The organism is Streptomyces pseudogriseolus (genome assembly GCA_002154585.1).
Classification (GTDB): domain Bacteria; phylum Actinomycetota; class Actinomycetes; order Streptomycetales; family Streptomycetaceae; genus Streptomyces; species Streptomyces pseudogriseolus.
On record MUNG01000297.1, the window covers coordinates 1 to 13,677 of the forward strand.

The 13,677-nt window shown below is 74.2% G+C and carries 13 protein-coding genes; 7 read left to right on the top strand and 6 right to left on the bottom strand.

From position 1 onward, the window contains the following. Window positions 1-368: EF-hand domain-containing protein (locus CCN29_RS24175; RefSeq protein WP_107481729.1), on the bottom strand; the 368-nt coding region annotated here is incomplete at its 3' end. A gap of 177 nt (window positions 369-545) precedes the next feature. Beyond that, entirely contained in the window at window positions 546-926 is a 381-nt protein-coding gene (locus CCN29_RS24180) for an STAS domain-containing protein (RefSeq protein WP_006134274.1), read from the bottom strand. Window positions 927-1,288: 362 nt separating this feature from the next. Here CCN29_RS24180 and CCN29_RS24185 point away from each other — a divergent pair, with 362 nt between their 5' ends. Beyond that, window positions 1,289-1,870, top strand: coding sequence for a sigma-70 family RNA polymerase sigma factor (locus CCN29_RS24185; protein WP_031021545.1), 582 nt, complete (start codon window positions 1,289-1,291; stop codon window positions 1,868-1,870). Then, window positions 1,867-3,045 carry a maleylpyruvate isomerase N-terminal domain-containing protein gene (locus CCN29_RS24190; protein ID WP_031062476.1) on the top strand — a complete coding sequence of 393 codons (1,179 nt, stop codon included), beginning with the start codon at window positions 1,867-1,869 and terminating at the stop codon, window positions 3,043-3,045. Before CCN29_RS24185 ends, CCN29_RS24190 begins: the two co-directional genes overlap by 4 nt. Window positions 3,046-3,210: 165 nt before the next feature. Here the strand turns inward: CCN29_RS24190 and purU are convergent, their stop codons facing one another. Then, window positions 3,211-4,092 (bottom strand): formyltetrahydrofolate deformylase, encoded by an 882-nt coding sequence (gene purU / locus CCN29_RS24195; RefSeq protein ID WP_006134271.1) that lies wholly within the window; start codon window positions 4,090-4,092, stop codon window positions 3,211-3,213. Between the two features lie 47 nt (window positions 4,093-4,139). Then, the gene (locus CCN29_RS24200; protein WP_031021549.1) at window positions 4,140-4,586 is read right to left on the bottom strand and encodes an SCO4402 family protein; all 447 of its coding nucleotides are present in this window, start codon (window positions 4,584-4,586) and stop codon (window positions 4,140-4,142) included. 172 nt (window positions 4,587-4,758) lie between these two features. Between CCN29_RS24200 and CCN29_RS24205 the strand changes: the two genes are divergently transcribed. Further along, the gene (locus tag CCN29_RS24205) at window positions 4,759-6,066 is read left to right on the top strand and encodes an ABC transporter substrate-binding protein (protein ID WP_086684446.1); all 1,308 of its coding nucleotides are present in this window, start codon (window positions 4,759-4,761) and stop codon (window positions 6,064-6,066) included. Between the two features lie 37 nt (window positions 6,067-6,103). Here the strand turns inward: CCN29_RS24205 and CCN29_RS24210 are convergent, their stop codons facing one another. Both CCN29_RS24210 and CCN29_RS24215 read right to left on the bottom strand, forming a co-directional pair. After that, a complete protein-coding gene (locus CCN29_RS24210) occupies window positions 6,104-7,783 on the bottom strand; it encodes a hypothetical protein (protein WP_031062477.1) in 1,680 nt (559 codons plus the stop codon). A 199-nt stretch (window positions 7,784-7,982) separates the two neighbouring features. Next, the gene (locus tag CCN29_RS24215; RefSeq protein WP_006134266.1) at window positions 7,983-9,368 is read right to left on the bottom strand and encodes an NsdA family TPR-like regulatory protein; all 1,386 of its coding nucleotides are present in this window, start codon (window positions 9,366-9,368) and stop codon (window positions 7,983-7,985) included. Window positions 9,369-9,677: 309 nt separating this feature from the next. Here CCN29_RS24215 and CCN29_RS24220 point away from each other — a divergent pair, with 309 nt between their 5' ends. The 4 genes from CCN29_RS24220 to CCN29_RS24235 all read left to right on the top strand — a co-directional run. After that, window positions 9,678-10,340 carry a bifunctional DNA primase/polymerase gene (locus CCN29_RS24220; protein ID WP_086684449.1) on the top strand — a complete coding sequence of 221 codons (663 nt, stop codon included), beginning with the start codon at window positions 9,678-9,680 and terminating at the stop codon, window positions 10,338-10,340. A gap of 66 nt (window positions 10,341-10,406) precedes the next feature. Beyond that, window positions 10,407-11,198, top strand: a complete 792-nt coding sequence (locus CCN29_RS24225; protein WP_037817412.1) for an ABC transporter ATP-binding protein — start codon at window positions 10,407-10,409, stop codon at window positions 11,196-11,198. Then, window positions 11,195-12,790, top strand: coding sequence for a hypothetical protein (locus tag CCN29_RS24230; RefSeq protein WP_006134263.1), 1,596 nt, complete (start codon window positions 11,195-11,197; stop codon window positions 12,788-12,790). The genes CCN29_RS24225 and CCN29_RS24230 overlap by 4 nt, the downstream gene beginning before the upstream one ends. 209 nt (window positions 12,791-12,999) lie before the next feature. After that, the coding region (locus CCN29_RS24235) for a dienelactone hydrolase family protein (protein WP_086684452.1) at window positions 13,000-13,677 on the top strand (678 nt) is incomplete at its 3' end.

Consider the following 13,677-nt stretch of genomic DNA (forward strand, 5'->3'; position numbering starts at 1 on the left):
GCACTCGCGCCCCCGCCGGCGCCCGCGTCCCCGCCCGCCACGGCGAGCGCCGCGTGCAGGAAGGGGCGGGCGATCTCGGCGAACCGGTCCGGGTTGTCCCGCAGCCGCTTCACCGCGCCGTTGACGAACTCCTCGCGCGTGATGCGCTGGTCGCCGTCCCGGTCGGCGATCCCCGCCATGCCCTGCCAGAACGCCTCGGCCCCGACGTACAGGGCCTGGCCCTTGTCGGAGCGGGCCGCCGTGCCGAACTCGGCGAGCAGCGCCTTGGCCGCCGCCATGAAGTCCTCGCGGTCGATGTAGCCGTTGCCGTCCTGGTCGAAGCCGGCGAAGCGGGCCGCGATCCTGCGCTCGTACTCGCTGGTGACCATGTCTTTTTCAGGCCGCCTTAGGTCGGAGGGGTCGTCTCGCTGGGAGCGTACGGGGTGCGGGGGCGCGGCGGAGCCGGAAAGCGGCGCTTGGACCAGGACCGGGGGAACACCGGGACACACGTGTGACACGTGTGAGCGCGGACACGCGCGGCCGCGGGGTGAAGGGGGGAGCCGGGTTCAGGCCGAGAGCGGGCGGGCGTCCTCGTCGACGGCGGACGGCACGTCCGGATGGACCTCGAACAGCCGGCGTACCCCGAGCGCGCCGAGCACCTTGTTGACGTGGCTGCCGTCGGCGGCGCCCCGCGCGGGCAGGATCAGCCGGAGCCGGCCCTGGCAGGAGCGCAGCAGCCGCCGGGAGGCGATGAGCACGCCCACCCCGCTGGAGTCGCAGAACCACACCTCGGAGAGATCGAGGACGAGCCGGTGCCGCCCCTCGGCCACGACGTCGTGCACCCGCTGCCGCAGCACCGGGGAGGTCACCAGGTCCAGCTCGCCGGAAACCCGGAGGACGGCCCATGCGCCGTTGTCCTGGTCGGTCACTGTGAAGGTCACCACCACGCCCCTCGCTCGCCGAAACGGAAGCAGTGCCTACGCTTCCTTGCTGCGCGGCTGCCCAGCGGCCGTTCCCTGAAACGCGGCCCTGAAAACGGTCTCCGAACAGAAAGGGCTTGTTCTGGTCGCAAACGATCCGAATCGATCGGTTGTTGTCGACACGCGTCGGGGCAGACATCATGCACACGCCGTGCGACCTGCGTGGGCGACCCTCTACCACGGAAGGCTCCGCGAGGGGCGCACATTGCCACAAAGGGGCGTGCGCGCACGTTCATGGCGACTACATTCGTGGCGTCGCCGGTCACACGCCGGACCCGGGCGCCGACCACCCCGGGGGGCCGCGGGACGAACAGGGGGTGAGGGGCCGCATGCGCAGAAGAGACGTACCACCCCGCTGGGACCGCACGATGCAGCAGCGGCTCGCCCGCGGGGAGGCGGCCGCCCTCGGCGAGCTCTACGACCGCTTCGCGTCCCTCGTCCACGGCCTCGCCCACCGCGTCCTCGGTGACGAACGCGCGGCCGACACCGTCACCCGGGACGTCTTCGCCCACGTCTGGCAGCACCCCGACACCTACGACCCCCGGCAGGGCCCGCTGCGCAGCTGGCTCGCCGCCCTGACCAACCGGCTGGCCGTGCAGCGGCTGCGCACCACCGAGACCGCCGCGCTCGCCCGGGGCGGCCCCGGCACCACCGAGGACCTGGAGCGCAAGGTCCGGCACGCCACGGTGACCGCCCGCGCCGACTACATCGTCCAGTCCATGCCCGCGCCCCTGCGCGCCGCGCTGGAACTGGCCTACTTCCAGCGCCGGGACTACCGCCGGACCGCCGCCGACCTCGGCGTCACCGACGAGGAGGCCCGCCGCCGGCTGCGTCTCGGCCTCCAGCTGCTCGCCACCGCCCATGACGCCGGGACGCCCGGCGCACCGCCCGGAATCGGAGGTGCCGCGTGAGCGGGCGCCGCCCCGGGCCGTACGACGACCGCGGCTCCCTCGCCCCCGGCCCCGACGGGCTGCCCCCGGGGCCGGAGCACCAGGTACTGAAGTCGCTGCTGGGCGCCTGGGCGCTGGCCGCCTGCGCGCCCGCCGAGGCCGACGCCGTCGAGGAGCACCTCGGCGTCTGCGGGCCCTGCGCGGACGAGGCGCTGCGGCTGCGCGAGGCCGTCGGCCTGCTCCAGCGCCCCGAGACCCTCGACCTGAACCCCGCCCTGCGCACCCGCGTCCTGGAGGCCTGCCTGGAACGGCGCCCGCCGCGCGTCCCGGTCCCCGAGTGGGCCGCCGCCTACGACACCGAGACCGCCCGGCTCGACGCGCTGCTCCAGGACTTCGGCGACAACGAGTGGCACGCGCCGGTACGGCTGCGCTGGTACGAGGGCGACGAGGCGAGCAGCCGCCGCACCACCGTCGCCGGGGTCATCGCCCATCTGCTGACCGTGGACGGACTGGTCGCGGTCGCCCTCGGCCTGGAGGACCCGCTCGGCGACGTCAAGCCCGAGCAGCCCACCCCGTCCGGCCGCACCGAGGCGTACTGGCGGGCCGCCCGCTTCCCGCCCACCCGGGCCGTCCGGGGCCCCTGGCGCGAGCAGAGCCACCGGCTGATCCGCACGGTCTGCTTCACCGGCAGCGACACCGGCCGCATGCCCGTCCCCTACGGCGACTTCGCGCTGCCGCTGCACGACGCCATGCTGGACCGGGCCTTCGAGTGCTGGGTGCACGGGGAGGACATCGCCGAGGCGGTGGACTACCCCTACGACCCGCCCTCCGGACGCCATCTGCACGACATGGTGGACCTCGCGGCCCGGATGCTGCCCCTGGTCCTGGAGAACCGCCGCCACCACGGGCTGGCCGCGCCGGTCGAACGCCGGCTTGTCGCGGCCGGGGAGCCGGGGCGCAGCCTGCGGCTGGAGATCGAGGGGTCCGGCGGCGGGGAGTGGCTGATCCCGCTGGACTCGCCGGCGGCGAAGGGGTCCGCGGAGCACGAGGTTGCGCATGTCGCGCTGGACGGGGCGGAGTTCTGCAGGTTGGCGGCCGGTCACGTGCCGCCGCGGGAGGCTGCCGCCGGGCAGGAGGGGGACCGTGAGGCGATCAAGGATGTGCTGTTCGCTGCGGCGAGCTTGAGCAGGATGTAAGGGGGCCCTTTGCATCGCCGGCGGCTGCGGGTGCGTCGTGGTTGCTCGCGCAGTTCCCCGCGCCCCTGAGGGAGCTGCAGTGAACGTGCCCCAAAGGGGCGCGGGGAACTGCGCGAACGGCCCCCACCGGCCCGCAGCCGCCGGCGACGGGAAAAGCCCCGCCTCTTAGGCGAACACCACAGTCCTGCGCCCGTTCAGCAGAATCCTCCGCTCCGCATGCCACTTCACCGCCCGCGCCAGCGCCTGGCACTCCACGTCCCGCCCGACGGCGACCAACTGGTCCGGCGTGACGTCGTGCCCCACCCGCTCGACCTCCTGCTCGATGATCGGCCCCTCGTCGAGATCCGCGGTGACGTAATGAGCGGTCGCGCCGATCAGCTTCACCCCCCGCGCATGCGCCTGGTGGTACGGCTTCGCGCCCTTGAAGCTCGGCAGGAAGGAGTGGTGGATGTTGATGATCCGCCCCGACAGCTGCTTGCACAGGTCGTCGGAGAGCACCTGCATGTAGCGGGCGAGGACGACGAGTTCGACCTCCTCCTCGCGCACGATCTCCAGCAGCCGCGCCTCCGCCTCCGGCTTGCCGTCCTTCGGCACCGGGATGTGGTGGAAGGGGATGTTGTACGAGGCCACCAGCTCCGCGAAGTCGGTGTGGTTGGACACCACCCCGGCGATCTCCACGGGCAGCGCGCCGGTCCGCGCGCGGAACAGCAGGTCGTTCAGGCAGTGCCCGAACTTGCTGACCATCAGCAGGATCCGCATCTTCTCGTCGGCCCGGTTGAGCTGCCAGTCCATCTGGAAGGAGTCGCCGATCGCCGCGAAGCTCGCCCGCAGCTTGTCCACCGACACCGGGGCCTCGGCGGAGAAGTGGACGCGCATGAAGAACAGACCCGTGTCGTGGTCGCCGAACTGCTGGCTGTCCTCGATGTTGCAGCCGGTCATGAACAGGTAGCTGGACACGGCGTGCACGATGCCCTGCTTGTCGGGGCACGACAGGGTGAGGACGTACTGGTCGGCCGGTGCCGCGGCTCGGGTGGACTGCTCGCTCATGGGGAAAAGGGTCGCACACCCGGGCCGGCGCCCGGCCGGTCGTCCCGCTACGCGGAACGGGTCATGATGCGCAGCACCTCGAGGGTGCTGGGCGGCGCGTCCGGGTCGTCGCCGTCGCTCGCCGCCATCCGCACGTGCGCGTCGCGCGCGGCGCGCACCGCCTCCGGCCAGCCCTCGTGCTCCATGTACGCGGTGACGGGGGCGTCCGGACCGACCTGGTGCATGATCCGCAGCACACGCAGCACGGCGGTGTCGACGAGCGCGGCCTCCTGCGAGTCTCGGAAGATCGTGCCGACGTACTTCTCGGCGGACCAGTTGTCCAGCCAGGTGTCCTCGACCAGCCGGTACACGGCGTCGGTGACGTCCCCGTAGCCGGGCACGCCGGCCAGCCAGACGTCCCGCTGGAAGGCGGGGTCGGAGAGCATGTGCAGCGCGGAGCGCACATTGCTGCGCCAGCGCCACCACGGCATGTCGTTGAGTGGCATGCCGCCCATGGTGGAGGAGCGACGGCCGCGACGGGAAGAGTTCTCCGAACCTTGCACGGTCGTCGATCGTACGTTTCCGCCCTCGGCGCGCCCGACGGGCCCCCGCAATTCACCCCCGCGTCACCTTCCGTCGACCGAGCGTCACGTCGCGGTTCGCCATGTGAGGGAATGGTGCGGGGACATGACCGGCAGGCGACGCACCCCCAGCACCGTCCTCCCCCGCTCCCTCGTCCGGCCCGCCCGCGCCGGCGCACTGGCAGCAGGCGCGCTGGCCGCGTGTTCCGCGCTGCTCGCCGGCTGCGGGATCGTCCCCGGGGTCGCCCAGGGCTCCGAGGACGACACGATCACGGTGATGACCTGGGCGCCGGAGAACACCGGCGCGACCAACAAGCCCGGCATGCCCGCGTTCGCCGAGGCCTACGGCCGCTGGGTGAACGACCACGGCGGCATCGACGGCCGCCGGCTGAAGGTGCTGACCTGCAACGAACGCGACGACGCGGTGGCCGCGGCACGCTGCGCCCGGCGCGCGGTCGAGGAGAACGCCGTCGCCGTGGTCGGCTCCTACAGCCAGCACGGCGACGCCTTCCTGCCCACGCTGGAGGCCGCCGGCATCCCGTACATCGGCGGCTACGGCCTCACCCACGACGAGTTCACCAGCCCGCTGTCCTATCCGGTCAACGGCGGGCAGCCGGCCCTGCTCGCCGGGCTCGGGCGGACGCTGGCCGACGCGTGCGGCCCGGTCGCGCTGGTCCGGCCCGACACCATCGCCGGCGACCAGCTCCCGCCGCTGCTGGACTCCGGTCTCGCGGCGGGCGGCCACGACCCGGCCGAGGACCTGCGCGCCGCCGAGGCGGCCACCTCCTACGGCGACGCCGCCGAGCGGGCGCTGGAGCACGCCGCCGGCGGCGCCGGGGAGAAGGGCTGTGTGGTGCCCGCGCTCGGCGACCGCACCGGCACCTTCATGGACTCCTTCCGGCGCGTCCGCGGCGACCACCCCGAGGTGCGCACCGCGACCGTGCTCGGCAGCGTCGACCAGACGGTGCTGGACGCCTCCGGCGGCGCGTCCGGCCCGTACGAGGGGGCGTACGTCACCGGCTGGTACCCGGAGGCGGGCGACGCGCGCTGGAAGCCGATGAAGGAGGTCGTCCGGGCGGAGGCCTTCGGCGACAACCGCATCGACCCGGCGGACGCCGGGGTGCAGACCACGTGGATCGCCTACACCGTGTTCCGCCAGGCCGTGGAGTCCCTCGGGGACGGGGAGGTCACCGCGGACAGCGTGGCGGGCGCGCTGGACGGCGGCCTGAAGATCAGCACCGGCAACCTGACCCCGACCCTCCGCTGGAAGTTCCAGGACACCCTGGCCTCCATCGGCCTGCCCCGCCTGGTCAACGCGAACGTCACCCTCCAGCAGGTGGAGAAGGGCCGCCTCGTCTCCGCCGCGGACGGCTTCACGGACGTGACGGCCACCTTGAAGGACGCGGCCCTCTAGGCGCCCCGCCAGGGCGCGGGCCGCCCTGCGGCCGGCTCTACAGCTGGGTGGGGGTCCGCTCGGTCAGCCCGTACTGCCGGGCGATGACGTTCCACAGCTCCGAGGCCTTCTTCTTCTGCTCGGTGGCGGTCCCGCTCTCCCGGTTGCCCGCGGCGGTCTGCTCGGTGGAGCGCGCCTGCCCCTTCTTGCAGCCCTTCTTGCCCTTGGCCTGCTCCGCCCACTTCGCGTAGTGGTCGTCGGCCGAGGCGGACGCCTGCCACGCCTTGCGCAGCGCCTCGCTCAGCGCCTCGTGCTGCGGCAGCTTGTCCACGGAGAGCTGGGACAGGTCCGTCACGAGCTGCTTGCGCTGCTTCGCGGCCTCCCGCAGATCGGACGCGGCCCCGCCGAGGTCACGGCAGGCCTTCACGTCCTCCACGGCGTTGATCACGCTGCTGCGGCTGTCGCCGCTGTGCGCGAGCAGCTTGTCCAGCTCGACGGCCTGCTCCCGGGCCGGGTCGGCGGCCGGCGACTGCGAGGCCTCCGTGCTCGCGGGCGCGGTGGCGGAGACCGGCTGGTCGGTGGTGCCGTCGTCGTCCTTGCCCCCGCTGCCGAGCAGCGCGCCGGCGCCGACGCCGACGACCGCGAGGCCGACGCCGACCGCGGCGATCAGCGGCCAGCGCGGGCCGCCGTTGCCGCCGCCACCGCCGCGTCCGCCGCCGTGACCGTGGCCGGAGACGGGCGGCGCGGGCGGTCCGGGCGGGGTGCGGTCGGTCCGGACGGGGCGGCCGTAGTCCATGCGCGGCATCTGCTGGGTGGCGCCGGCCGGGCCGTCGTCGTTGCGGAAGAGGTTGTCGAACTCGGCGGGCGGCTGCCGGCCCGCGTCGCCCTGCGCGGCGGCGCCGTACGGCTGGGGGCCCTGGTCGGTGACCGGGGCGATGAACTGGGTGGGCTCGGCGTCCGGGTTGCCGGGCAGCGGTCCGGGGCCGGCCGGCTGCTGGGCGATGCCGAGGTTCCGGGTGGCCTCCGCGTCGTGCGCGGCGGGCATCTCGGGCGGCAGCGCGCCCGGGGCGGCCGGGGGTATGTACTGGGTCGCGCCCTCGTCGGCGCCTCCCGCCGGGACCGGCGGTATGACCTGGGTGGCGCCCTCGTCCACGCCGGGCGTGGGGGCCGGCATCGGGGCGCCGTGGGCGGGCGGGTAGCCGTATCCGCCGCCGGGCGCGGCGCCGTAGCCGTTCTGCGGGGGCAGCTGGCCGTGCTGCTGGTACGCGGCCGCCTGGCCGTAGCCGTCCGTGCCGGCGTACCCGCCGCCCTGCTGTCCGGCGTGCGCGCCGCCCTGTCCGTAGGCGTCGAGCCCGGTGTGCGCGGACGGGTAGCCGCCCTGGGACGGCGCGCCCTCGGGCGGCAGCGGCCCGGGCCCCTGCCCGCCCTGCGGCTGACCCGCGTCCCAGGCGGGCGCGGGCGGCTGCTGCTGCCACTGGCCGTCGTTCGCGGACGGCCACTCCTGGCCGGCGGACGGGGCGGCGGACTGCTGCTCGGGGCCCCAGGGAGTCCCCCAGGTCGAGCCGCCGGGCGGCGCCGAGGCGGGGAACCCGCCGGCGGGCCGGCCTGCCGTGCCGCCGGGCGCGACCGGACCGGACGTCATGCCCGGCAGCAGGGGCTCACCACCGTCCGAGGGCAGCACGATGCCTTCGCGCGCTTGGCGCGCCGAGGGCTCCTCGCCCTGTCCACTCTGCGTCACCGGGACTCCTACCAATGGGGGACCTTGTGAATCGTCGGCTCACGCTACCGGGTCCCCGGAGCCCGGTGCCACGCAGCACAGAACAGGACCTCCTGCCCTGTGAGCGCGGTAACAAAACCAGGTCACCGCACGCTGCTTACGTCCCCTCCTTCCCTTGCGTCCCGTCTCCGTCCCGAGCCCGTGCGCGGTGTCGCGTACGTCACGCCGCCGTCTGGAGCTCCATCCGCGCCCCGAACTCCCGTACCACCGGCTCCTCCCGGTACGGCTCCAGGCGCTGCTGGAGGTCGTCCAGGTACTCCGCGCCCCGGTTGGAGCGCAGCCCGCCCAGCAGTTCGGCGGCCTTCAGGCCCGTGGCACAGGCCTGTTCGATCTCGCGCTGCTGCACCTGGGCGGTGGCGAGCAGCACATAGCCGATCGCCCGGCGCCGCGCGCGGGTGGGCGGGTGACCGTCCAGCGCGTCCCGCGCGTACCGCGCGGCGGCCTCCGCCTGGCCGAGGTCGCGGTGGCAGTGCGCCAACTCGTCGGCGAGATAGGCCTCGTCGAAGTGGGCGATCCACGGCGGGTCGTCGCCCGTGTCCGGGTCGGCGGACTCCAGGGCGCTCACCGCGCGCCCAGCGGCGGCGTGCGCGGCCGGGGCGTCGCCCATCAGCGCGTGTCCGCGGGCCTCCGCGGCGAGGAACATGGCCTCCGCGCGCGGTGTCACGCGCCCCCGTGCGCCTTCCTGTGCCGCGCGCGCCAACTGGGCGATCTCCCGCGGGTTTCCGAGCTGTGCGGCGAGGTGGCTCATGGACGCGGCGAGCACATACCCGCCGTAGCCGCGGTCGCCCGCGGCCTGCGCGAGCCGCAGCGCCTGGATGTAGTACCGCTGGGCCAGGCCCGGTTGGCCGGTGTCGACGGCCATGTACCCGGCCAGTTCGGTCAGCCGGGCGACGGCGGCGAACAGGTCGCGCCCCACCGCCTCGCGGTACGACCCCGCCAGCATCCCCGAGACCACGCTGTTGAGGTAGTGCACCACGACCGGGCGGACGTGCCCGCTGCCGTACTGGTGGTCCAGCGCGACCAGCGCCTCCGTCATGGACCGCACCGCCGCCACGTCCGACTGGCCCACGCGCGGGCCGGTGTTGCGCGCGACCTGGCCGTCCGGCGCGGAGATCAGCCAGTCCCGGCTGGGCTCCACCAGCGCCGAGGCGGCGACGGACGACCCGGACAGGAAGTCCCGCCGGCCCACGTCGCTGCGCCACAGCTCGCAGACCTGCTCGATGGCGCCCAGTACCGTCGGCGAGAACTGGAGGCCGACCCCCGACGCGAGGTTCTTGCCGTTGGCCATGCCGATCTCGTCGATCGTGACCGTGCGGCCCAGCTTGCGGCCCAGCGCCTCCGCGATGACGGCCGGCGCCCGGCCCCGCGGCTGCTGTCCGCGCAGCCAACGGGCCACCGACGTCTTGTCGTAGCGCAGGTCGAGGCCGTGCTCCGCGCCGCACATGTTGACCCTGCGGGCCAGTCCGGCGTTGGAGCATCCGGCTTCCTGGATGAGCGCCTGCAGCCGTTCGTTCGGCTGCCGGGCGACGAGCGGCCTTGCGGCCATGGCGTACCCCCTGAGGCTGCGGTGCCTGCCCACGCACCGGGTTGACGTGTTGTCCGCGGCCGTACGTCTCACGTCGTCCCGGCGAGACGTCCGGCCGGGAGGATCAATGCCCCGTCGACATACCGACAATGCGGGACATGTGAGAATTGCCGGGGTATCGACGGCTGCCGACCCCCCTCCTGGTTACCCCGATGCGGTGGCGGATCCCCCCGCGCGCCCCCATGGATGCACCCATGCGCCCCGCCGGCGGGCCCGGTGCCCCTCCCCCGCGCACACGGCGGGGCGTAACCCCTGGTGACAGCAGAAGTTGTGTTCATCGTGGAAGAGACGATCGCGGGCGCCGACGCCGTACAGATCCCGAAGCAGCGCGGGGAATCGCTGCTGGACACCGCCGTGCGCTATGCCGAGGAGCGCCACTGGGACGTGGTGCCGGGCACCTGGACCGAGGTCGTCGACGGGGTGCACGTCTGCTCGTGCGGTGACGCGGCCTGCCCCGCGCCCGGCGCGCACCCGGCGGAGCCCGGCTGGGCGGACCTGGCGACCGGGAGCGCCAGCGCCGCGCGCCGGATGTGGCAGAAGCAGCCCGGCGCCTCGGTCCTGCTGCCCACGGGGCGGGCGTTCGACGCGATCTCCGTGCCGGAGACGGCGGGACTGCTGGCGCTGGCGCGGATCGAGCGGATGGGGCTCACGCCCGGCCCGGTGACCCTGACGCCGTACCGGCGCACGGAGTTCTTCGTGCTGCCCGGAGCGGCGGCGAAGCTTCCGGATCTGCTGCGCACCCTGGGCTGGACGGCGTCGTCGCTCGACCTGGCCGTCCTGGGCGAGGGCGGGTACGTAGCGGCGCCGCCGACCCGCGTCGGGCGTCACGGGGCCGTGCAGTGGGCGCGCCGGCCGACCCGGGAGAACCGCTGGCTGCCGGACGCGGAGGAACTGGTGCCGTCGCTGGCGTACGCCTGCGGCCGGGACCGGTGACGGGGGCGCCGTCCCGGCCGCCCCCCCGTGCCCTCCTGCCGTGGTCCGCTCCCCGTAGGCTCGGAGGTGACGGAGGGAGACGTGGTGGGCGCAGTCGCCGTACGCGTGCAGGGGTTGTGGAAGCGGTTCGGGGAGCAGGTCGCCGTCGGCGGGATCGACCTGGAGCTGCCCGCGGGGCGGTTCATCGGTCTGGTCGGGCCGAACGGCGCCGGGAAGACCACCACCCTGTCCATGGTGACGGGGCTGCTCCGCCCGGACGACGGCACCGTCGAGATCGCCGGGCACGACGTGTGGCGGGACCCGGTGCAGGTGAAGGCCCGGATCGGTGTGCTGCCGGAGGGACTGCGCCTCTTCGAGCGGCTGTCCGGGCGCGAACTGCTGGCCTACACGGGCCGGTTGCGCGGGCTGCCCGGCGAGGAGGTCGACAAGCGGGCCACCCAGCTGCTCGACGTGCTCGACCTGGCCGGCGCCCAGCACAAGCTCGTCGTCGACTACTCCACCGGCATGCGCAAGAAGATCGGCCTCGCCGCGGCCCTGCTGCACAACCCCGAAGTGCTGTTCCTGGACGAGCCGTTCGAGGGCGTCGACCCGGTGTCCGCACAGACCATCCGCGGCGTCCTGGAGCGTTACACCGCCTCCGGCGCGACGGTGGTGTTCTCCTCCCACGTCATGGAGCTGGTGGAGTCGCTGTGCGACTGGGTGGCGGTGATGGCCGCCGGCCGGATCCGCGCCCACGGGCCGCTCGCCGAGGTGCGCGGCGACGCGCCCTCCCTGCAACGGGCGTTCCTCGAACTCGTCGGCGCGGACAGCCGCGACGCCGGCTCCGACCTCGACTGGCTGGGCGGCGGCGCCCGGTGAGCGCGCCCGCCCTCACCCCTGTCGTCGTCCGGCTGAAGCTTTCCCTGCTGCGCAACGGCCTGCGCCAGTCCGGCGGCCGCCGTGCCGCCTGGGTCGCCTCCGCCGTCGTCACTCTGCTGTTCGCCGCGCTCCAGGTGCTGGGGCTGGTGGCGCTGCGCGGCGTCGACGGCGTGGAGTCGCTGGTGGTGCTGCTGGTGGCGGTGCTGGCGCTGGGCTGGGCGGTGATGCCGCTGTTCTTCCCCGGCGGTGACGAGACGCTCGACCCGACCCGTCTGGTGATGCTGCCGCTGCGGCCGCGGCCGCTGGTGCGGGCGTTGCTGGTGGCGTCCCTGGTGGGCATCGGGCCGCTGTTCACGGTGTGCCTGCTGGTGGGTTCGGTGTTCGCGGTCGCCCGGGGCGCGGCGGCGTGGGCGGTGGGCGTCCTCGCCGTGCCGCTGGCGCTGCTGGTGTGCGTGGCGCTGGCACGGGCCGTGGCCGCGGCGAACGTACGGCTGCTGACCAGCCGCAAGGGGCGTGACCTGGCGGTGCTCAGCGGCCTGGTCGTCGCGATCGGCGCGCAGGTGGTCAACTTCGGCGCGCAGCGGCTGGGTTCGGGGGGCCTGGACCAGCTCGACCCGGTCGCGGACGTGCTGGGCTGGCTGCCGGGCGCGTCGGCGATCGGCGCCGTGCACGCGGCGGGCGAGGGGGCGTACGGGATCGCCGTGGCGCGACTGGCGGTGAGCGCGGGGGCGCTCGTGGTGCTGCTCGCGCTGTGGTCGCGCACCCTGACCCGGCTGATGACCGCGCCGGACGGCTCCACCCTCCAGGCCGCGGGCGACTCCGCGGTCCGCGACCGCCCCTCCACGGGCTTCGCGCGCCTGCTGCCGGCGGGCAGGACCGGCACTGTGATGGAGCGCAGCCTGCGCTACATCTGGCGCGACCCGAAGACGAAGGCCGCGTGGGTGACGTCGCTGGCGATCGGCCTGATCGTGCCGGTGTTCAACGCCTGGCAGGGCACCGGCTCGGTGTACTTCGCCTGCTTCGCGGCCGGGATGCTCGGCATCCAGATGTACAACCAGTTCGGGCAGGACACGTCCGCGTTCTGGATGGTCGCGATGACCATCTCCTCGGCCCGCGACGCCTACGCCGAACTGCGCGCCCGCGCCCTGGCGCTGCTGCTGATCACCCTCCCGTACGCCGCGCTCGTCACGGTGCTGACGACGGCGATGCTGGACGACTGGACGCGGCTGCCGGAGGCGCTCGGCCTGTCCTTCGCGCTGCTCGGCGCGATGCTCGCCACGGGGGCGTGGACCTCGGCGCGGTTCCCGTACTCCGTCCCGCAGGAGGGCTACAAGAACGTGGCCCCCGGTCAGGTGGGCCTGGCCTGGATCTCCATCTTCGGCGGCATGATGGCGGCGGCCCTGCTCTGCCTCCCGGTCATCGCCCTCACCCTCTGGCTGAACCTCGACGACGCGGGCCAGGACCTCCGCTGGCTCCTCCTCCCCGCCGGGACGGCCTACGGCGCCCTGCTCACCTTCGGCGGCCTCCGCCTGGCCGCCCCGCGGACGGCGGCGCGCCTCCCGGAGATCGTCATGGCGGTCAGCAAGGGCTGAGGGGCCCGTCCTGAGGGGCGGGACGAAAATCGGGTGGTGGCCGGAGGACGGACGCTGCTAGCGTCCGTCCTCGGCCGTGCCTGGTGACGAGGAGGTGGTACCCGTGAACGCAGCAGCGACGACATGGGTGCTCCCCTCCGGGGTCACGGTCGGGTGACAGGCAGGTCATCCGGGAGCGCCGTCCCAGCGCACTCCCGGAAGGCACGACCATGCACTTCACCTCCGAGACCCGTCTCGACGACGGCGTCCTGGAACGCCACTTCACCCTCGACGGCATCCCGGGCCTCCTCTGGACGCCCCCGGAGGCGTCCGCTTCCGCGCCCGTCCCTCTGATTCTGCTCGGCCACCCGCCGCTCGGCCTGCGCGCCATGCACCCCCGGCTGGTGTCCCGCGCCCGGCGCTCGGCGGCGGACGGTTTCGCGTCCGCCACGATCGAACTCCCCGGCAGCGGCGACCGCCCGGCCCGGCCCGCCCTGAACCAGGCCCGCGAGGACCTCCGCCGCGCGATGCGGGCGGGCGAACCGGTCGGCGACGACCTCGTGGACGCCCTCGTCCTCCCCCTGGTCGACGCGGCGGTCCCGGAATGGCGGACCGCACTGGACGCCCTGCTCTCCCTCCCGGATATCGACGGCCCGGTCGGCTTCTCGGGCGGCCTGATCTCCGTCGCCGTCCGCCTGGCGGTCACGGACCCGCGCATCACGGCCGCGGTGCTGTTCGCGGGCAGCCTGGTGCCGCGCGTCATCCTCGAGGAGGCCCGGCAGGTCACGGTGCCGCTGCACGTCCTGCTCCAGTGGGACGACGAGGGCAACGACCGCGAGGCGTCCCTGGCCCTCTTCGACGCCTTCGCCTCCCCGGAGAAGTCCCTCCACGCCCACCTGGGCGGCCAC

Coding starts and splice junctions, on each gene's coding strand:
- CCN29_RS24185 (WP_031021545.1), top strand. CDS start 1,289: ATGCGCAGAAGAGACGTACCACCCCGCTGGGACCGCACGATGCAGCAG.
- CCN29_RS24205 (WP_086684446.1), top strand. CDS start 4,759: ATGACCGGCAGGCGACGCACCCCCAGCACCGTCCTCCCCCGCTCCCTC.
- CCN29_RS24215 (WP_006134266.1), bottom strand. CDS start 9,368: ATGGCCGCAAGGCCGCTCGTCGCCCGGCAGCCGAACGAACGGCTGCAG.
- purU (WP_006134271.1), bottom strand. CDS start 4,092: ATGAGCGAGCAGTCCACCCGAGCCGCGGCACCGGCCGACCAGTACGTC.
- CCN29_RS24200 (WP_031021549.1), bottom strand. CDS start 4,586: ATGGGCGGCATGCCACTCAACGACATGCCGTGGTGGCGCTGGCGCAGC.